The organism is Corynebacterium evansiae, assembly GCF_027570065.1.
GTDB classification, from domain to species: domain Bacteria; phylum Actinomycetota; class Actinomycetes; order Mycobacteriales; family Mycobacteriaceae; genus Corynebacterium; species Corynebacterium evansiae.
Genome location: NZ_JAKMUT010000002.1, coordinates 263,219 through 281,119 on the forward strand (window position 1 = coordinate 263,219; position 17,901 = coordinate 281,119).

Annotated in this window: 17 protein-coding genes; 4 read left to right on the forward strand and 13 right to left on the reverse strand. The window is 64.6% G+C overall.

Annotated features, from left to right (window positions below; translation table 11 throughout):
* Positions 1-185: 185 nt before the first annotated feature.
* The gene (rpsO, locus tag L8V00_RS03185; RefSeq protein WP_005295163.1) at positions 186-455 is read right to left on the reverse strand and encodes a 30S ribosomal protein S15; all 270 of its coding nucleotides are present in this window, start codon (positions 453-455) and stop codon (positions 186-188) included.
* Between the two features lie 119 nt (positions 456-574).
* Complete coding sequence (locus tag L8V00_RS03190) at positions 575-1,555, reverse strand: bifunctional riboflavin kinase/FAD synthetase (RefSeq protein ID WP_192816674.1); 981 nt, start codon at positions 1,553-1,555, stop codon at positions 575-577.
* Positions 1,556-1,585: 30 nt separating this feature from the next.
* On the opposite strand from L8V00_RS03190, the gene truB reads away from it, so the two are divergent.
* The gene (gene truB, locus L8V00_RS03195; RefSeq protein WP_269944193.1) at positions 1,586-2,512 is read left to right on the forward strand and encodes a tRNA pseudouridine(55) synthase TruB; all 927 of its coding nucleotides are present in this window, start codon (positions 1,586-1,588) and stop codon (positions 2,510-2,512) included.
* Here truB and L8V00_RS03200 read toward each other — a convergent pair.
* The 8 genes from L8V00_RS03200 to rimP form a co-directional block, all read right to left on the reverse strand.
* On the reverse strand, positions 2,509-3,240 hold the full coding sequence (locus tag L8V00_RS03200) for a 4'-phosphopantetheinyl transferase family protein (RefSeq protein WP_269944194.1): 732 nt from the start codon (positions 3,238-3,240) through the stop codon (positions 2,509-2,511). The genes truB and L8V00_RS03200 overlap by 4 nt on opposite strands.
* Positions 3,237-4,058 carry a metallophosphoesterase family protein gene (locus L8V00_RS03205; RefSeq protein ID WP_269944195.1) on the reverse strand — a complete coding sequence of 274 codons (822 nt, stop codon included), beginning with the start codon at positions 4,056-4,058 and terminating at the stop codon, positions 3,237-3,239. Before L8V00_RS03205 ends, L8V00_RS03200 begins: the two co-directional genes overlap by 4 nt.
* A 49-nt stretch (positions 4,059-4,107) precedes the next feature.
* Positions 4,108-5,421 (reverse strand): MATE family efflux transporter, encoded by a 1,314-nt coding sequence (locus L8V00_RS03210; RefSeq protein ID WP_269944196.1) that lies wholly within the window; start codon positions 5,419-5,421, stop codon positions 4,108-4,110.
* Positions 5,421-5,846: a 30S ribosome-binding factor RbfA gene (gene rbfA, locus L8V00_RS03215; RefSeq protein WP_034986324.1), complete on the reverse strand. Its 426-nt coding sequence runs from the start codon at positions 5,844-5,846 to the stop codon at positions 5,421-5,423. Before rbfA ends, L8V00_RS03210 begins: the two co-directional genes overlap by 1 nt.
* A gap of 52 nt (positions 5,847-5,898) precedes the next feature.
* Positions 5,899-8,658: a translation initiation factor IF-2 gene (gene infB, locus L8V00_RS03220; RefSeq protein ID WP_269944197.1), complete on the reverse strand. Its 2,760-nt coding sequence runs from the start codon at positions 8,656-8,658 to the stop codon at positions 5,899-5,901.
* Between the two features lie 140 nt (positions 8,659-8,798).
* Positions 8,799-9,143 carry a YlxR family protein gene (locus tag L8V00_RS03225; protein WP_269944198.1) on the reverse strand — a complete coding sequence of 115 codons (345 nt, stop codon included), beginning with the start codon at positions 9,141-9,143 and terminating at the stop codon, positions 8,799-8,801.
* Between the two features lie 33 nt (positions 9,144-9,176).
* Positions 9,177-10,190: a transcription termination factor NusA gene (gene nusA / locus L8V00_RS03230; protein WP_269944199.1), complete on the reverse strand. Its 1,014-nt coding sequence runs from the start codon at positions 10,188-10,190 to the stop codon at positions 9,177-9,179.
* 9 nt (positions 10,191-10,199) lie between these two features.
* Positions 10,200-10,775, reverse strand: coding sequence for a ribosome maturation factor RimP (rimP, locus tag L8V00_RS03235; RefSeq protein WP_035006012.1), 576 nt, complete (start codon positions 10,773-10,775; stop codon positions 10,200-10,202).
* Positions 10,776-10,823: 48 nt separating this feature from the next.
* Here rimP and L8V00_RS03240 point away from each other — a divergent pair, with 48 nt between their 5' ends.
* Positions 10,824-11,747 (forward strand): twin-arginine translocation signal domain-containing protein, encoded by a 924-nt coding sequence (locus L8V00_RS03240; protein ID WP_269944200.1) that lies wholly within the window; start codon positions 10,824-10,826, stop codon positions 11,745-11,747.
* Here the strand turns inward: L8V00_RS03240 and L8V00_RS03245 are convergent.
* Entirely contained in the window at positions 11,713-13,503 is a 1,791-nt protein-coding gene (locus L8V00_RS03245) for a proline--tRNA ligase (protein ID WP_269944201.1), read from the reverse strand. The two genes, L8V00_RS03240 and L8V00_RS03245, sit on opposite strands and share 35 nt — an antisense overlap.
* Positions 13,504-13,572: 69 nt before the next feature.
* On the opposite strand from L8V00_RS03245, the gene yaaA reads away from it, so the two are divergent.
* Positions 13,573-14,298 carry a peroxide stress protein YaaA gene (yaaA, locus tag L8V00_RS03250; protein WP_035006019.1) on the forward strand — a complete coding sequence of 242 codons (726 nt, stop codon included), beginning with the start codon at positions 13,573-13,575 and terminating at the stop codon, positions 14,296-14,298.
* Here the strand turns inward: yaaA and cobA are convergent.
* Positions 14,295-15,026, reverse strand: coding sequence for a uroporphyrinogen-III C-methyltransferase (gene cobA / locus L8V00_RS03255; protein WP_239317065.1), 732 nt, complete (start codon positions 15,024-15,026; stop codon positions 14,295-14,297). The genes yaaA and cobA overlap by 4 nt on opposite strands.
* Here cobA and L8V00_RS03260 point away from each other — a divergent pair.
* Positions 15,025-16,395, forward strand: coding sequence for a protein adenylyltransferase SelO family protein (locus tag L8V00_RS03260; RefSeq protein ID WP_420840020.1), 1,371 nt, complete (start codon positions 15,025-15,027; stop codon positions 16,393-16,395). The genes cobA and L8V00_RS03260 overlap by 2 nt on opposite strands.
* Here the strand turns inward: L8V00_RS03260 and mqo are convergent.
* The gene (mqo, locus tag L8V00_RS03265; protein ID WP_080971965.1) at positions 16,392-17,864 is read right to left on the reverse strand and encodes a malate dehydrogenase (quinone); all 1,473 of its coding nucleotides are present in this window, start codon (positions 17,862-17,864) and stop codon (positions 16,392-16,394) included. The two genes, L8V00_RS03260 and mqo, sit on opposite strands and share 4 nt — an antisense overlap.
* Positions 17,865-17,901: the final 37 nt, after the last annotated feature.

Sequence of the window (17,901 nt, forward strand, 5' to 3'; positions counted from 1 at the left end):
CCTTGCGTTGCACTCCACGGCGGTTGCCTGTTCGTCTGGTCTTCGGTGCCGACGCCACCGACGTGGAATTTTCTTGAACTATTCGATTGGCTTTTAGGTTTTAACCGGCATCAAGACTAGCACGAAATAGCACAAACGCCCGCCACCTCGTCTTTTGAGAGGTGGCGGGCGTTTGATTTAAAGCTTTAGCGACGCAGACCCAGGCGCTCGATCAGGGAGCGGTAACGGTCAACGTTGTTCTCGGCCAGGTACTTCAGCAGACCCTTGCGGCGACCAACCAGCAGCAGCAGGCCACGGCGGGAGTGGTGGTCGTGCTTGTGGTACTTCAGGTGCTCGGTCAGCTGACGGATGCGAACGGTCAGCAGTGCAATCTGAGCCTCCGGGGAGCCCGTGTCGGTCTCGTGCAGGCCGAACTCCTTGAGAGTCTCGGTCTTCTGTTCCTTGGACAGTGCCATGGATGAATCTCCTTGATAGTTATTTCAGTCCGCGCGAAAGGTTTAACCAGCGACTACCGCAGACCACAGTCGCTAGACCTGGGGATTCTAGCACGCCCATGCCCCAGTTCCCAAAACGCTTAGCCCAGCGCCTTGCGGGTTTCAGTTACGTCCCGGCCGATCGCCTCGATCAGCTCGTCTAGCGAGTTGTAGGTTTCCATTCCCCGCAGGTGGTGTACAAACTCCACCGCGATGTCCAGGCCGTATAGGTCGGCGTCGTGGTCCAGGATGAAGCTCTCCACGCTGCGTGGCTCGTGGCCGAACGTGGGGTTGGTGCCAACGGAGATCGCGGCCGGCAGACGCTCGCCCACCGGCATGGTGCCGATGGTCGCCCCGGTGGAGATCCCATGCCCCGGCAGGATCGTCACGTAGCCCGCGTAAACGCCGTCAGCGGGCAGCGCGAACTTCTCGGCGAAGTACAGGTTGGCCGTGGGGAATCCCAGCGCCCTGCCGCCGCGGCCAGCACCGTGGGTTACTTCCCCGGCTACTCGGAAGTGCCGACCCAGCGCCTCGTTCGCGCCGTCCACGTTGCCCTCGGCCAGGGCCCGGCGGATCCACGTAGAGCAGACCACGTGGTCGCCGTCTTCCAGCAGCTTCAGCACGTCCACCCGCATGCCGCGCGCCTCGCCCAACTCGCGCAGCGTCTCGGGCGTGCCCGCCGCCTTGTGGCCGAAGGTGAAGTTATCCCCCACCACCACGGCCTTGGCATTCAGCATCTTGACCAGCACCTGGTCCACGTATTCCTCCGGCGACCAGCTGGCGATCTCCTTGGTAAAGGAAACGACCACCACGTGGTCAATGCCGTACTCGTGCGCCAGCTCCGCGCGACGGCGCACGCTCGACAGCAGCGGCGGCACCGCCTCCGGCTTAAAGACGACGGTCGGGTGCGGGTCGAAGGTGAACATCACACTCGGCACGCCCCGTTCGCGCGCCAGCTCCACCGCCCGCTGCAGCAGTTCTTGGTGCCCGCGATGCACGCCGTCGAACACGCCGATGGTGACGACGGTGCCGCCGGCTGCCAGGTGCTCGGGAATTCTGTCCAGTCCGTACCAGATACTCACACGTTGCATGCTAGTCGATAGTCTGTGGGTATGAACCAACGCAGTGCCCGTTCCGTACTGAGCCGCTCCGGGGTTGTCCTCGTGGACAAGCCCTCCGGCCCCACCTCGCACGACATGGTGGCCAAACTGCGCCGGATCATGGGTACGCGCCGGGTCGGCCATTCGGGCACCCTCGATCCGATGGCCACCGGGCTGCTGGTTGTGGGCGTCGAAAGAGGAACAAAGTTCCTGGCCCACGTCGTCGCGCACGACAAGCGCTACGAGGCCACCGTTCGTTTGGGCTCCGCCACCCACACCGACGATGCACAGGGCGATGTGCTTTCCACCGCCTCTGCCCAAGTGCTGCAGGCGCTCACCGAACAGCAGGTCCGTGAGGCTTTCGCTACTCAGCGGGGCGACATCATGCAGCGCCCGACCTCGGTTTCCTCCATCAAGATCGACGGCAAGCGCGCCCACGAGCTCGTCCGCGAAGGGCACGACGTGGTGCTGCCCCAGCGGCCCGTCACGATCTTTTCTCTGGAGGTTCTCGATGTTGTTGTGGATGACGCCACCTCGTGCATCGACGCCCGCATTTCCGTGCACTGTTCCAGCGGTACCTACATCCGGGCGATTGCCCGGGACGTCGGCGAGGCTCTGGGTGTGGGCGGACACCTGACACAGCTCCGCCGCACTTCGGTGGGACCCTTCGACGTCTCCGAAGCACGCACTCTGGAGCAGCTCGAGGAGGATTCGAGGCTTACGCTCACCTTGGACGAGGCGATGGTGCGCTGCTTTGAGACCCGCGAGATCAGCGAGTCGGAGGGAGTAGACCTTTCCCTCGGCAAGTGGCTGGAACCCGTCGGCAACCAGGGTGTACGTGCGGCGATCACGCCGTCCGGGCAGGCCATCGCGCTGATCAAGGAGAAAGGCAAGCGCGCTTCCAGCGTGTTCGTCGCCCGCCCGGCGGGAATGGACTAGCGAGCAGGAACGGCCGCGGCGGTGATCACGTATCCGTTGCGGATGGTCCAGCGCCCCTGAATGAACGGCACCGGCACCGGGCGCGCCAACAGGTACGAGGTAAACGTGCCATCGGTGCGCAGGTCGATGTCGGCCTGGTCGAAGTCCAGGAAGCGGTGCGTCAACGGGAACCACGTCTTGTAGGTGGCTTCCTTAGCGCTGAACAGCACGGTATCCAGCAGCTGCAGGTCCTCGGAGCGCATTGCCTTGTGGATGCGACGCTGCTCGCCCAAGTTGGCGATCGTGTTGAACACGCCTTCCGGCAGCGGGCGTGCCACTTCTACGTCGATACCGACGGACGCCCAGCGCTCGGATGGCGCCAGCAGGGCCGCGCGGAAGCCGTCGGTGTGGGTCAGCGATCCGGAAATTCCCTGTGGGAACAGCGGCATCCCGCGCGGCCCGCGCAGGATAGGCGGGTGCGCGTCCATGAAGTTCTTCAGCGCCTGGTGTGCGCACCAGCGCGAATCGCCGAAGTCGGCCTTGCGCCGGTCCACTGCCCCTTCCACCAGCGCCTGCTCCTCCGCCGGGAGGGCGTCGAACTGGCTCAGATCCCCCTGCACACTGTGCAGCTCTGCGCAGACCGTACCCTGGGGCAGCAATCCGCGCGGAATGGTCGGCTGCTGCGCACCGAAAGTCTCCACGATCGCCAGATCCCCTGGCGCCGTTGCGAGTGTTCCGTTGTGCCTCATGCTGTCACCTCCTCGACGAGTACTGGGTAGGGCCACAAATTTTTTTCCAAGCGGGGCGGAAGGCTGATCTTCCGTTCCCTCGGATAACCGAGGGAGACCTCCGCATGCGTTACATTTCCGAGCGAAAACTCTACCGGAATATGTAAATGGCCATAAATCACCGCGCGCGCTCGGTAGCGCTCTGGCCACTCCTGTGTGTGCCGCGTTCCCGACCACAGGCCGATCTCCTGATGCCGGACGTTCCCCATCGCCTCCCGCGCCAGCGGCCAGTGGTTGACCAGAATGGTCGGTCCCTCCACATTCGCCAGCCGGCGCACCGAGTAGCGCAGCCGCTCCCGGCACCACAGAATCACGTCCTCATACGGCGCAATCGCCAGGTCGTCCATCAACACGATGCCTTTGTCGCGGGCTGCCGCCAGCGCTTCAGTGGGCGTCATAGAAGGGTCGCGCCACGAGTGATCGTAAAGAGTAAACAGCGGCACCACGGTGTGGCCCGCGAACATCGGGAAGGGATCCTCCGGGGTGAGCACCCCGAGGCGCTGGGCGACCGCGATGACTGCGTCGTACTTCGCCCGACCTTGGGTGGTATCGCTGGTGCGGCTATAGAGTTCGTGGTTTCCGGGCGCGTAGATGACCTGGGCGAAGCGGCTCTGCAGCAGCCCCAGGGTGCGCTCGATGGTGGGCAGATCCTCTGCAATGTCCCCGGCGACGATGAGCCAGTCGCCCGCGTTAGCAGGCCGGACGTGTTCGCGGACCAGATCCAGGTTGCCGGGGGCGCGTACATGCAGGTCGCTGACGGCCCATAGGGTTCGGGACATCGGGGCGCCCCCTCTCTGAATCAGATCACAACGGTTAACAAGCTTAACACTAGCTAACCCACTTATCACCGGCGAAGCGCCAAGAAACGAAGGCCAAGCGAATCAGGATGAAGCTAAACAGGCCCCACCAGATACCGACCAAACCCCAGCCAAAGATCCAGGAAAGCCACACCAGCGGAATAAACCCGGCCAGCACAGAGACAATCGTGGCGGTGCGCAGGAAGGCCGCATCCGCCGCCCCGAGCAGCACGCCATCCAAGGCGAAAACCACACCCCCGGCCAGCACCAACAGCACCAATAGCCACCACGGGCCGCCGATCGTGGCCAGCACATCGGCATCCGTCGTGAAGATGCGCGGGATAAAATGAGCTCCCGCAGTCAGCCCCGCAGCGAGCACCAGGCTGGCGCCGACGGAGAAGCGCAGCACGGAGACTCCGACCTTGCGTGCCGTCGCGGCCGACCCAGCGCCCAAGGCCGCGCCCACCAGCGCCTGGGCTGCAATGGCCACGGAATCCAGCACCAACGTCAGGAAATTCCACAGCTGCAGCAGCACCTGGTGGGCAGCCAGCGGAGCCGGCCCCATGCGACCGGCCACCACCGCCGCGGAAATGAAAGCCACCTGGAAGCTCAGGCTGCGCAGGATCAAGTCCCGCCCCATCACCAGCTGCGACTTAATCACCGGCCAGTTGGGAGTCAGCGACTTTCCGTCCCCCTCCGCGCGCCAGTACACGACCAGCGCCCCGAGGAAGCAGGCGGCGATGATGACCTCCCCCAGCACGTTGGCGTACGCCGAGCCCACGAGCCCGTAGCCTCTGACCGCCAGCGGGACTATTACCGCCATCGGAATCACCCCGGCGAGTGTGAACCACAGCGGCAGCTTCGTGTTGGACATTCCCCGCAGCCAACCATTGCCCGCCATGGTGCACAGCGCCGGGATGATCGACGCGCACGTCACCCGCATCCACTTCGTGGCCTCGGAGACGACGGTGGCGTCACTAGAAAAGAAGCCCATGATCGCCGGGGCGAAGGCGAAAACAACGCCGGCCAACAGCGCGCCCACGGCCAGGGCAACCCACGTCGCCTGCACGCCCTCGTAGATCGCGTCGGAACGGCGGCCGGCACCGTAGTGCCGCGCGGCGCGGGCGGTCGTGCCATAGGACAGGAACGTCAGCTGGGTAGTAACGGTACCCAACACCGTCGCGCCCGCAGCCAGCGCGGCCAGATCAGCCGCACCCAGGCGGCCAACGACCGCAGTATCCAGCAACAGGTACAACGGCGTGGCCGCCAATACAACGAGAGCCGGCCAGGCCAGCCCCAAGATAGTGCGGGCATCGGCCTGGCCGGTAGAAGCGGGAGCAGTCACTACGACTTGTACGGATCCTCGTCGCCCGCCGGGCGGGCGCCCGCGGACTGCGCACGCAGAGCCTCGTCCTGGGCCTTCGCGCGAGCCAGCAGCTCCTCGAAGTGCGCGGAAGCCTCCGGAACTGTGTCCAAGCTGAAGCTCAAGGTCGGGGTGAAGCGCACGCTCAGCTGATCGCCGACGATCTTGCGCAACTGTCCCGTTGCCTTAGCCAGCGCTGCCTCCGCCGCATCCGTATCCGGCTCTGCGTCCACGGTCTTACCGCGCACGGTGTAGAACACCGTCGCGTCGTGGAGGTCGCCGGTTACGCGCGCGTCCGTGATCGTCACGAACTCCAGGCGCGGATCCTTGATCTGCCGCTCGATGGCCGTGGCAACAATCTGCTGAATGCGCTTGGCCATGCGCGCAGCACGCGCGTGATCAACCATTAACTTCTCCTTTACAAGACCTTGGACACTAGACAGTTTAGGTGCGCGGCTTTTAGGTGCGCGGCACCTCGACCAGCTCGAATACCTCGATGATGTCGTCGACCTGGATGTCAGGGTACGACAGCACCATACCGCACTCGTAACCTGCGGAGACCTCGGTGACGTCGTCCTTCTCGCGGCGCAGCGACTCGATAGTCGCCTTCTCCGCCACGACGTTGCCGTCGCGCACCAGGCGCGCCTGGGCGTTGCGGCGGACCTTGCCGGTCTCCACCATGCAACCTGCAATGAGGCCGACGGAGGAAGCCTTGAAGATCTGGCGGATCTCCGCGGTACCGATCTCCTTCTCCTCGTAGATCGGCTTCAGCATGCCCTTCAGCGCTGCCTCTACCTCCTCGATCGCCTTGTAGATGATCGAGTAGTAGCGGATATCCACGCCCTCGGCGTTGGCCACCTCGGTGGCCTTGCCTTCTGCGCGGACGTTGAAGCCGATGATCACTGCGTCGGAGGCCGCTGCAAGGTTGACGTTGGTCTCCGTCACAGCACCAACACCGCGGTCGATGATGTTCAGGTCCACCTCGTCGTCGACCTCGATCTTCAGCAGCGCGTCCTCCAGGGCCTCGACCGTACCGGCGTTGTCGCCCTTCAGGATCAGGTTCAGGGTGTTGGTTTCCTTCAACACCGCATCCAGATCCTCCAGGGAGACGCGCTTGCGGCTGCGTGCTGCCAGCGCGTTACGACGGCGGGCGTCGCGGCGGTCCGCGATCTGGCGGGCGGTGCGGTCCTCGTCGACAACCAGCAGGTTATCGCCAGCACCGGACACGCTGGTCAGACCCAGAACCTGGACCGGGCGGGACGGGCCGGCTTCCTTGACGTCGTTGCCGTGCTCGTCGATCATGCGGCGCACGCGGCCGTAGGCGTCACCAACGACGATGGAGTCACCAACGCGCAGGGTACCGCGCTGGACGATGATCGTCGCGACCGGACCGCGACCGCGGTCGAGGTGTGCCTCAATGGCGACACCCTGTGCGTCCATATCCGGGTTAGCGCGCAGATCCAGCGATGCATCGGCCGTCAGCAGGACGGATTCCAGCAGCTGGTCGATGTTGGTTCCCTGCTTTGCAGAGATGTCCACGAACATCGTCTCGCCACCGTACTCCTCCGGGATGAGACCGTACTCGGTCAGCTGGCCACGGATCTTGTCCGGCTGGGCGCCTTCCTTATCGATCTTGTTCACCGCGACCACGACCGGAATGTCGGCGGCCTTGGCGTGGTTGATCGCCTCCACGGTCTGCGGCATCACGCCGTCGTCCGCGGCGACCACCAGGATCGCAATATCGGTGGACTTCGCACCACGGGCACGCATGGCGGTGAACGCCTCGTGACCCGGGGTATCCAGGAAGGTAACCAGGCGGTCGTCGCCCTCCATGTTCACGGAGACCTGGTAAGCACCGATGTGCTGGGTGATGCCGCCGGCCTCGCCGGAACCGACGTTGGCCTTACGAATCGTATCCAGCAGGCGGGTCTTACCGTGGTCGACGTGACCCATGACGGTAACCACCGGCGGGCGCTGGGCCAGGTCTTCGTCCTCGCCCTCGTCCTCACCAAACTGCAGGTCGAAGGATTCCAGCAGCTCGCGGTCCTCGTCCTCGGGGGAGACGACCTCGACCTTGTAATCCATTTCCTCGCCGAGCAGCATCAGGGTTTCGTCGGAGACCGACTGAGTAGCGGTCACCATCTCGCCCAGGTTGAACAGTGCCTGAACCAGTGCTGCCGCATCCGCCTGGATCTTCTCTGCGAAGTCCATCAGGGAGGCACCACGAGCGAGGCGAATCTTCGCGCCCTTGCCGTTAGGCAGCTTCACGCCGCCAACGACGCTCGGCGCCTGCATTGCCTCGTACTCGTTGCGCTTCTGACGCTTCGACTTGCGCCCCTTACGCGGTGCGCCACCCGGACGGCCGAATGCACCTGCGGTGCCGCCACGACGCCCACCGCGTCCACCGCGCGGGCCTCCCGGGCCACCTGGACCGCCGGGGCCACCGTGACGTCCACCGCGACCACGGCCACCGCCGAAGTTGTCGGACTTCGACGGCATCTGGGCCGGGTTCGGGTGGCTCGGCATCATGGCCGGCGACGGACGGCGGCCGCCGCCCTGCTTAGCGCCTGGCTTCGGACCCGACTTCTTGGCCCCACCCGGGCGGTTACCCGGACGCGGCATGTCGCCTGGGCCTGCCTGCCCACCGCGCGGACGCGGTGCGGGGCGCTCGGCCGGAGTGCCGGAGGAAAACGGGTTGTTGGCCACACGCGGGGCGCGACCGCCCGGCTTGGGCCCTGGCTTGGCGCCTGGCTTCGGGCCCGGCTTTGCACCACCTGGTTTCGGACCCGGCTTGGGCCCCGGCTTGGCACCGCCCGGCTTCGGGCCCGGCTTGGCACCGGGCTTCGGAGCTGGCTTCTCGCCAGGCTTCACGGAGGAGGTGGGCTTGGTGCCAGCGCCCGCAACCGGGTTGGTGTTCTTCACTGGCTGCGGACCCGGCTTGGGTCCGGGCTTCGGCCCCGGCTTCGCGGCGGCCTTCGGAGCTGCCTTGGCGGCAGGCTTCGGCCCCGGCGTTGCTGCGGGCTTGGGGGTAGCTGCACCTTCCTTGGCAGACTCTTCGCCCACCCCGTAGTGCTTCTTCATCTTCTTCACGACGGGCGGCTGCACCGTCGAAGAAGCGGTCTTAACGAACTCGCCTTGTTCCTTCAGGGTGGCGAGCAACTCCTTGCTCGTCACTCCGAGTTCCTTGGCCAACTCGTGTACGCGTAGCTTTCCGGCCACTACTCTCCTTCATGTTTGCGGAGCCGTAGTGCGCTCTAGCGTGCAGGTGCGCCTGCAGCCGGGCTACTTACGACTCCCGTACTTGTAGATACTCATCGCTGATGCTGCTTCATCGCGTGCTCATCAGGGTTGATTGTTCTTCATGTCGACGTAACTTCCTCGTCTTTACTTGTCACTGTCACTGGCAGTGTGACGATGTATTCACGTACAGGGTCTGCATCCACGTTGGCGGATACCCTCAACGCACGGCCAAAGGCCCTGCGTTTCACGGCGATTTCCCATGCCTCCACTGTGGGGGTGATCCATGCGCCTCGCCCGGGAAGTTTCCGACCCGGATCGGGGACAACCTGGAGTTCACCCTCGGCTCCTTCCGCGCTTTTCCGCACAACGCAACGCAACAGCTGATCTATTCCCATCACCTGCTTCGTTGCAATGCACGTCCTCACCGGAAGGTGCTTGCTTGTGGGACACTCATGGAATACCACCAGTCCAGTGTATCGCGCCGGCCCCCGAAACAGTTAACTGGGCGTGTCCTCCGCGGCGGCGTCCGTCTCCGAACGGATGTCGATCTTCCACCCTGTCAGGCGTGCGGCCAGACGGGCATTCTGCCCCTCGCGGCCAATGGCGAGGCTCAGCTGATAGTCCGGCACGACGGCGCGGGCGATCTGCATCTCCGGGTCGGTCACCTTCACGCTGACGACCTTCGACGGCGACAGCGCATTGCCGACGAAAGTAGCCGGGTCCTCGGAGTAGTCGATAATGTCGATCTTCTCCCCGCCCAGCTCCTGCATGATGTTGGACACCCGCTGGCCGCGCGGACCGATGCAGGCGCCCTTGGCGTTCAGCCCCTTGACGGTCGAGCGCACGGCGATCTTGGTGCGGTGCCCCGCCTCGCGGGCCACGGAGACGATCTCGACGGAACCGTCGGCAACCTCCGGAACCTCCAGGGCGAACAGTCCCTTAACTAGCTCCGGGTGCGTGCGGGAAAGGTTGATCTGCACCATGCGGTTGGCGTTGTTGATCACGTCCGTAACGAAGGCCTTCACACGCATACCGTGCTCCAGCTCCTCGCCGGGGATGTGCTCGGCGGGCAGGATCTGCCCGTCCTGGCCGTTCGCCTCGGTGCCCAGGTGCACGATGGTCACACCGCGCTCGTTGGCGCGGGCATCGGCGGAAACCACGCCGGAGACCACGCGGTAGCGCAGCTCGGCGTACTCGTCGTAGCGGTTCTGCACGCGAGCGGAGTTGATGCGGAAGCGAATGGCTTCACGCACAGCCAGCGCGCCGTCGCGACCAAAATTTTTCGGAGTGTCGTCGATGCGCCCGGTGACGTTCCCCTCTTCGTCCTTTTCCACCTGGTAGATGGTCACCTCGCCACTAATCGGGTCGATGTCCACATCGACCGGACCGGTGAAGTGGCTTTTCGCCCGGTACGCCTCCCGCAGCCCCCGCTTAACCCCTTCCAGCAGGTCGTCGAAATCCACCGACTCCTGCTTTTCGACTGCACGCAGCGCGGCCATATCAATATTCACTTGTTACTCCTAGTCTTCCGCCGGACTATCCTGCTGATCTTCTGCACGGGGCAACCCGTAGGCGTCAATAGCCAATCCGACAAGATCGACCTCGGCGGCGGGTGCCTGTGAGAATTCCACTTCTACCACCGCACCAGCTACATCTGCGAATCGCACGCGGCGCACGCTGGGCTGTTTCTTATCTGGTGTGATCAAAACGACATCGTCGCCGTCTACCTGCGCGATGCGCTCTACCCCGTCGGCCAGCCGCACGAGGCGCCCGATGTTGCGCACCCAGTGGCGTTGCTCCAGAAGAGGGAAATCGACGCCAGGCGTCGTCAATTCCAGGGTGTATCCGGCCCCAAAGCTCATCTCCCCCGCCGCCTCGGCGTCATCCAAGTGCTTCGATACCTCGCGGCTCAGTTCTTCCAACTGGTCCAGATCCGGGCGCTCGGCGCGGGGGTCGGCGGTATCCACTGCGATCCGAATGGCGGACTTCGCTCCAGCCTTCGTGATCTTGATGTCCTCGATCACCAGTCCGAACTCTTTTACCAATCCGCGCAGCGAGTCTTCGAGCTGCTCCTTGTTTGGAAATGCCATGACCATGCAGTCTAGCAGCAGCTGGCTTCTAGTAGACTCCTAGTCTTGATGAATATGACCAGCTCTCGCCCTCTCCTCACCCGTCGCCGCTTCCTGGGAGCCAGCACGCTTCTAGGCGCCGGATTGGCGATCTCCGCCTGCGAGTTCGGCGAGGAGCCACAAGCAAACGAGCAGCTCATCGACCTCGCCACGGCGCTGCGCAGTGCTCAGAAAAATTTTCAGGCCAAGCAGGCGAAGAAGTGGTCCGGATTCCTCGGCATGCAGTACGACCTGGTCACGGAGGAAACCCTGCGCCAGTGCGGCACCGATAGCGAGGGCAACGCGCCCCAGGGCTGCCAAGAAAAAATTTCCGAGACCAAGAACGCACCCAGGAAAGCTGTTTCCCTGGAAAAGGCCTACGATCGCGCCCTCACAAGCGAGCTGGGCGCACAGGCCTCCCTCATCGCCGGGCTATTCGCTGCTTACAAGGCCGCCGGCGACAACGAGCGTCCTAACCACCCCACCGAGGTCAGCGCTGAGGTCGTCGAGGGCTTTTCTAACCCGGATGTCGATGTGGCAGCGGAGTTTCGTACTTTGTTGACGCTAACTTACGGCGCGATCTACGCCTCGGGCGTGGCGCTGGCCAAGAGCCCAGAGGACAAGCCCCGTTCGCAGATCCAATCCTTGGCCGATCAGCTGCGCGTGCTACGCGACCTCACGGATGACGTCCTGGAAGAGCTGGGCGCGGAGATCCCCGCCCCCGAACCCGGATACACGCAGGGCGAGGCCGATGGGAAGTCGGATGCTGTGGAGTACTTCCACCCCACCGTGCTGCCCATTAGCACCCAGCTTCGCCGTATCACGGAGCTGGCCTCCAACGAGAAGGCAGTCGCCTACGCCGCCGACTGGCTAAAGACCACCGCCTGCGGCGAAGCTGCCCTCGAGCGGCTCCAGGGCAAGGACCCTAAGGACGTGCCTCTCCGCGGAGAGCCCGCTTAGCCTCCGGCAGCGCGTCGGTGTAGTCGACCTCGTAGGTCTCTCCGGTCAGGCGGTTGCGCAGCTCCACCTTGCCGTCGGCGAACCCGCGGCCGACCACGACCACCAGGGGCATGCCCAGCAGCTCGGAATCCTTGAACTTCACACCCGGGGAAACCTTCGGACGGTCGTCGAAGAGGACCTCCAAGCCGTCGTTGGACAGCGTCTCCACCAGCTCCACGGCGGCCTCGCCCGCGGCGGCGTCCTTGTTGGCGATCACCACGTGCACATCGAAAGGCGCGACGGATGCCGGCCAGCGCAGCCCGGACTCGTCCAGCATCTGCTCGGCGATCACGCCCACCAGGCGGGAAACGCCCACACCGTAGGAGCCCATCGTCGGCACGGAGCGCTTACCGGACTCGTCCAGGATCTTCACGTCGAAGGCCTCGGTGTACTTGCGCCCCAGCTGGAAGATGTGGCCGATCTCGATGCCACGAGCCAGCGTCAGGGTGCCCTTGCCGTCCGGGGACGGGTCGCCCTCCAGCACCTCGGCGGCCTCCACGAAGCCGTCCGGGGTGAAGTCGCGCCCTGCGACCAGGCCCACGACGTGGCGGTTCTTAGCGTCCGCACCGGCGATCCAAGAGGTTCCCTCCACCACACGCGGGTCGGCCAGCAGGCGAACACCGTTTGCAGCCAGCCCCTTCGGCCCCACGTACCCCTTGACCAGGAAGGGGTGCTTCTTGAAGTCCGCCTCTTCGGCCAGCTCCACCTGCGCGGGCTCCATGGCCGCCTCGAGCCTCTTCATGTCCACCTCGCGGTTGCCCGGCACCAGCACGCCGGCCAGGGACTCGCCGCGTGGCTTGCCCTCTTCGTCCAGCGTCGGGTCGTTGACCTTGATCACGATGCACTTCAGCGTGTCCGCAGCCTCCACGGCACGGCCGTCGATGGTGATGCCTTCGTCGTTGGCCCAGTCCACCAACGCCTCGATGGTCTCGCTGTCCGGGGTCTCGTACTCCTTGGCCTCCGGCTGGCCCTCGATCGGCTGAGCCGGCGGGACCTGCGTCACTACCGCCTCGACGTTCGCGGCGTAGTCGCTCTCGGTGGAGCGCACGAAGGTGTCCTCGCCGGTGTCGGCCTCAGCCAGGAACTCCTCGGATGCCGAGCCGCCCATAGCGCCAGAGGTCGCAGAGCAGATCGCGTACTTGATGCCCAGGCGGTCGAAGATGTTCTGGTAGGCCTTGCGGTGCAGCTGGTAGGACTCCTCCAGCCCCTCATCGTCCATGTTGAAGGAGTAGGAATCCTTCATGATGAACTCGCGGCCGCGCAGGATGCCGGCGCGCGGGCGTTCCTCGTCGCGGTACTTCGTCTGCACCTGGTACAGGATCACGGGGAAGTCCTTGTAGGAGTTGTACTCGGACTTCACGACCGAGGTGAACATCTCCTCGTGCGTCGGCCCCAGCAGGTAGTCCGCGTTCTTGCGATCCTTCAGGCGGAACAGCGCATCACCGTACTCGACCCAGCGGCCGGTCGTCTCGTAGGGCTCACGCGGCAGCAGCGCGGGGAAGGAAATCTCCTGCGCGCCGATGGCGTTCATCTCCTCGCGTACGACCTCTTCGACGTTGCGAAGCACCCGCAGGCCGAGCGGCAGCCACGAGTACACGCCGGGGGCAACGCGGCGGATGTATCCCGCGCGTACCAGCAGCTTGTGGCTGGGCACCTCTGCGTCTGCGGGGTCGTCACGCAGGGTGCGCAAGAATAGTTGTGACATCCGAGTAATCATGAGTCATGACTTTACCTTTTCGCCCTTTGACTTGTGTCGTTTGGTAGGGGTTTTAGCTAGTCTGTGGGAATGCTGATCGTGCTTCCTCCGTCCGAAACCAAGGCTCCCGGTGGCTCGCTGCCCGCCGGGGAGCCGTTACACTTCCCGGAACTCGACCCCATCCGCGAGGAGCTCACCCGCGATCTGGTCGCTCTGTGCACCGAAGATCCGGAGGCCGCCATGCAGGTCCTGGGCCTTTCCGAGAAACTGCGCGGCGAGGTCGAGGCTAATCAAGTGCTGCGCACCGCCCCGACGATGCCGGCCCTGCGCCGTTACACGGGCGTGCTCTACGATGCGCTCGATGTGTCTTCTCTTTCTGACGCCACCACGCCCCACCTAGCCATCGGCTCAGCACTGTATGGCCTGGTCATGGGCGGGGATCCGATCCCCCACTACCGGCTTTCGGGTAGTACTAAGCTCACCCCCGGCACCACCATGAAGAAGCGCTGGGGTTCTGCTATCACCGAGGCGCTGCAGCGCGCTGAGCAAGAACACGGCCTGGTGGTGGACTTACGTTCCGGGGCCTACCAGCAGCTTGGCAAGCTGAAGACTGCGGTGACTGTGCGGGTGGAATCCGTGCAACCCGATGGCAGCCGCAAGGTCGTCAGCCACTTCAACAAGCACTACAAGGGCCTGCTCGCTCGCGCGCTGGCTCAGGATCCCAGCGGCACCACCGCCACGGAGGTTGCCGACATCGCCCGCGCCGCCGGCTTCACCGTGGAGCAAGACTCCACGGAGCTCACCCTCGTCGTCTAGAGGCCCGCGACCTCGCCGATCACGTACACCGCCGGCGAGCCGACCTCGTTGGCTTCGAAAGTTTCGGCCAGCGTACCCAGTGTGCAGCGGAACCCACGCTGCTGGTCGGTGGTGCCCTCCTGGATCACGGCGGCCGGCGTGTCGGCCGCCAATCCCCCGGCCTGCAGCTCCGCGGCAATCGCGGCCACGTTCCGCACGCCCATGATCACGCACAGCGTGGCCCCCGAGGCCGCCAGCGCACGCCAGTCCACCAAGCTGCTCGGGTTATCCGGCGCCACGTGGCCGGATACGACGGTGAAGGCGTGCACCACGCCCCGCTGAGTCACGGGCACGCCGATGGCCGCAGGCACGCTCACGGCACTGGTCACGCCCGGGATAACCTCGCAGGGCACACCCGCCGCAGCGCACGCCTGCACCTCCTCGAAGCCGCGCCCGAACACGAACGGGTCCCCGCCCTTGAGCCGGGCAACGGTCTTGCCCGCCCGTGCGTGCTCCACCAGCAGCTCGTTGGTCTTTTCCTGGCTGACCTGCCGGGAGTACGGCAGCTTCGCCACGTCGATGACCTCCTTGGCCTCCACGTCGCACAGCTTGTCCAGCTCGCTGGTGGGGCCCAGGTGATCGGTCAGGATCACGTCGGCTGCCTGCAGCGCGCGCATCCCGCGCACTGTAATCAGGTCCCATGCCCCAGGCCCGCCGCCGATCAGCACCACTTTCCCTGTGTCACTCATGGCAATTCAGCCTACCCCTACAATGGGCAACACCATGAATACGTTTGCCGAGCAATTCCCGGAACTCGCCCTCCCCTGCACCGGGGAGGTATTCCCCGACCCGCAGATCCTCGTGCTCAACGAGCCCCTCGCCGCCGAGCTGGGCCTGGATCCGCAGTGGCTCCGCAGCCCCGAGGGCATGGCCTTCCTCACCGGCCAGAACGGCGGCCATGCACTCGGCTACGCCGGCCACCAGTTCGGGCAGTTCAACCCGCGCATGGGCGATGGCCGCGCCCTCCTACTGTCTGAGCACACGGATCCCCAGGGCAAGGTCTGGGACATCCACGCCAAGGGCACCGGCCGCACCCCCTTCTCCCGCGGGGGCGATGGCCACTATCCCCTCGATGCCGCACTCAAGGAGTATGCCTTCGCCGAGTCCCTCCACGCCCTGGGCGTCCCTACCGCCCGCTCGCTGGCTGTCCTCTCCACCGGCCACACCGTGCGGCGCAACCGCCTCCACCCGGGCGCGGTCGGGGTGCGCGTCGCCAGCTCCCACATCCGCATCGGCACCTTCCAATACGCCGCGCTCATGGGCTCGCAGGTCACCGAACGCCTCGTCGACTACGCCCTCGCTCGCCACTTCCCCCAAGGCACGTCGCCGCTCGATCTTTTTGACGCCACCGTTTCCCGCCAAGCCGAACTCGTCGCCAGCTGGATGCGCTTCGGCTTTATCCACGGGGTGATGAACACCGACAACATCGCAGTCTCCGGGGAGACCATCGACTTCGGCCCGTGCGCCTTCATGGACTACTTCGCCACCGACACGGTGTATAGCTCCATAGACACTCGTGGCCGCTACGCTTACGCTAGGCAGCCCGCCGTCATGATGTGGAACCTTGCACGCCTGGCTGAGGCGCTCGTGCCGCTGGTAGATGAGGGCGTCAAAAATCTTACAGAGCGCTTGCACCGCTTCCAGCCGCAGTACGCCGCGGCGTGGGACGAGCAGATGGCGGCCGCTCTCGGAGCCCCGGACTGCGCCGAACAGTTGCTTGACCTGCTGCAGGTAGCGGCTCCCGACTACGGTGCTCTCCTGGCCAACCTGAACCCGGGCGAAATCCCCCAGGGTCTAGAGAACATTCCGGGTGCCGCCGAGTGGACCGAACATTGGACGGCCCAGGACCCCCACCCGCGCAATCCCATCTACCTGCCCCGCAACCACGGCATGCAGGCCGCGCTAGAGCAGGCCGAGGCGGGTGACCTCAGCCGCTACCTACTGGCGCTCGAGGCGCTACGTAGCCCCTTCGAATGGAACGACAAATACGAAAAACTCGGCCTCCATGCGACGGTGCCGCGCGAGGAAGCCGAGTTCACGACCTACTGCGGTACTTAGACCAGCTTCAGGGCCTTCTGGGAACGATCCCACTGCTCGTTGAACAGGTTGGCATCCTTAGCCAGGCGAGTGCCGTAGGAAGGAATCATTTCCTTCAGCTTCGGAGCCCAGTCGGCGATGCGGTTGCCGAAGCAGCGCTCCAGAACCTCGAGCATTGCGGACGGTGCAATGGACGCACCCGGGGAAGCACCCATCAGGCCGGCGATGGTGCCGTCGTTGGAGTTAATCAGCGCGGTGCCGAACTCCAGGGAGCCGAACTTCGGCGCGCCGATCGGCTTGATGACCTGCACGCGCTGGCCGGCGGTGACCAGCTCCCAATCCTCGGCACGTGCCTCCGGCATGTACTCGCGCAGGGATTCCACGCGGGCTGCCTGGTCCTTCAGCACCTCCTCGATCAGGTACTTGGTCAGGCCCATCTCCTGCACGCCCACGCCCAGGTAGGACGGGAGGTTGCCCACGCGCAGGGACTTAAACAGATCCAGGTAGCTGCCCTTCTTCAGGAACTTCGGAGTCCAGCCGGCGTACGGACCGAACAGCAGGCCCTTCTTGCCGTCGATCACACGGGTGTCCAGGTGCGGAACGGACATCGGCGGAGCGCCAACGGAAGCCTTACCGTAGACCTTGGCCTGGTGCTGCTCCACCAGCTCCGGGTTGGTGCAGCGCAGCCACTGGCCGGAAACCGGGAAACCGCCGTAGCCCTTGATCTCCGGGATGCCGGACTTCTGCAGCAGCGGCAGAGCCATGCCGCCGGCACCGACGAAGACGAAGTTCGCGGTGATCACGGAGGTGTCGCCGGTGTGCAGGTTCTTGGTGGTGATCTTCCACTTGGAACCGTCGCGGTTGATGTTCTTGACCTCGTTGCCGTAGCGAACCTCGACACCCTGAGCGGTGACGGCGTCCAGGTACTGGCGGGTCAGCGCACCGTAGTTGATGTCGGTGCCCTCGTCGAACCAAGAGATCGCAACCGGGTTGTTGAAGTCACGGCCACGGGCCATCAGCGGCAGGAACTCGGCGAACTTCTCGTCGGAGTCGCTGTACTGCATGTTCGGGAACAGCGGGTGGTCCTTCAGCGCCTCGTAGCGGGCCTTCAGGTAGTCCACCTGGTCCATACCCTGTGCGAAGGAGACGTGCGGAACCTTGTTGATGAACTCGGACGGGTCGCCCAGCACATTCTGCTCGACCAGGTAGCTCCAGAACTGGCGGGAGACCTGGAACTTCTCGTTCACACCGACGGCCTTGGAGATGTCGATCTTGCCGTTGACCTCGGGGGTGTAGTTCAGCTCGCACAGCGCGGAGTGGCCGGTACCAGCGTTGTTCCACGGGTCGGAGGATTCCGCACCAGGGGTGTCCAGACGCTCGATGATCACCTGGCTCCAGTCCGGCTGCAGCTGCTTCAGCATGACGGACAGGGTGGTGGAGATAACACCCGCACCAATTAGTGCAACGTCCACAGAATCTTTATGTGCCACTATCTATTCATTCCTTCAAAGGCGAAAAAGTCAGACC

Excerpts from the sequence above, each read along its gene's own strand:
- rbfA (WP_034986324.1), bottom strand. The coding sequence starts at position 5,846 with ATGGTTGATCACGCGCGTGCTGCGCGCATGGCCAAGCGCATTCAGCAG.
- cobA (WP_239317065.1), bottom strand. The coding sequence starts at position 15,026 with ATGAGTGACACAGGGAAAGTGGTGCTGATCGGCGGCGGGCCTGGGGCA.
- L8V00_RS03240 (WP_269944200.1), top strand. The coding sequence starts at position 10,824 with ATGACCAGCTCTCGCCCTCTCCTCACCCGTCGCCGCTTCCTGGGAGCC.
- yaaA (WP_035006019.1), top strand. The coding sequence starts at position 13,573 with ATGCTGATCGTGCTTCCTCCGTCCGAAACCAAGGCTCCCGGTGGCTCG.
- truB (WP_269944193.1), top strand. The coding sequence starts at position 1,586 with ATGAACCAACGCAGTGCCCGTTCCGTACTGAGCCGCTCCGGGGTTGTC.
- L8V00_RS03200 (WP_269944194.1), bottom strand. The coding sequence starts at position 3,240 with ATGAGGCACAACGGAACACTCGCAACGGCGCCAGGGGATCTGGCGATC.
- L8V00_RS03260 (WP_420840020.1), top strand. The coding sequence starts at position 15,025 with ATGGCAATTCAGCCTACCCCTACAATGGGCAACACCATGAATACGTTT.
- rimP (WP_035006012.1), bottom strand. The coding sequence starts at position 10,775 with ATGGTCATGGCATTTCCAAACAAGGAGCAGCTCGAAGACTCGCTGCGC.
- L8V00_RS03205 (WP_269944195.1), bottom strand. The coding sequence starts at position 4,058 with ATGTCCCGAACCCTATGGGCCGTCAGCGACCTGCATGTACGCGCCCCC.
- L8V00_RS03245 (WP_269944201.1), bottom strand. The coding sequence starts at position 13,503 with ATGATTACTCGGATGTCACAACTATTCTTGCGCACCCTGCGTGACGAC.
- rpsO (WP_005295163.1), bottom strand. The coding sequence starts at position 455 with ATGGCACTGTCCAAGGAACAGAAGACCGAGACTCTCAAGGAGTTCGGC.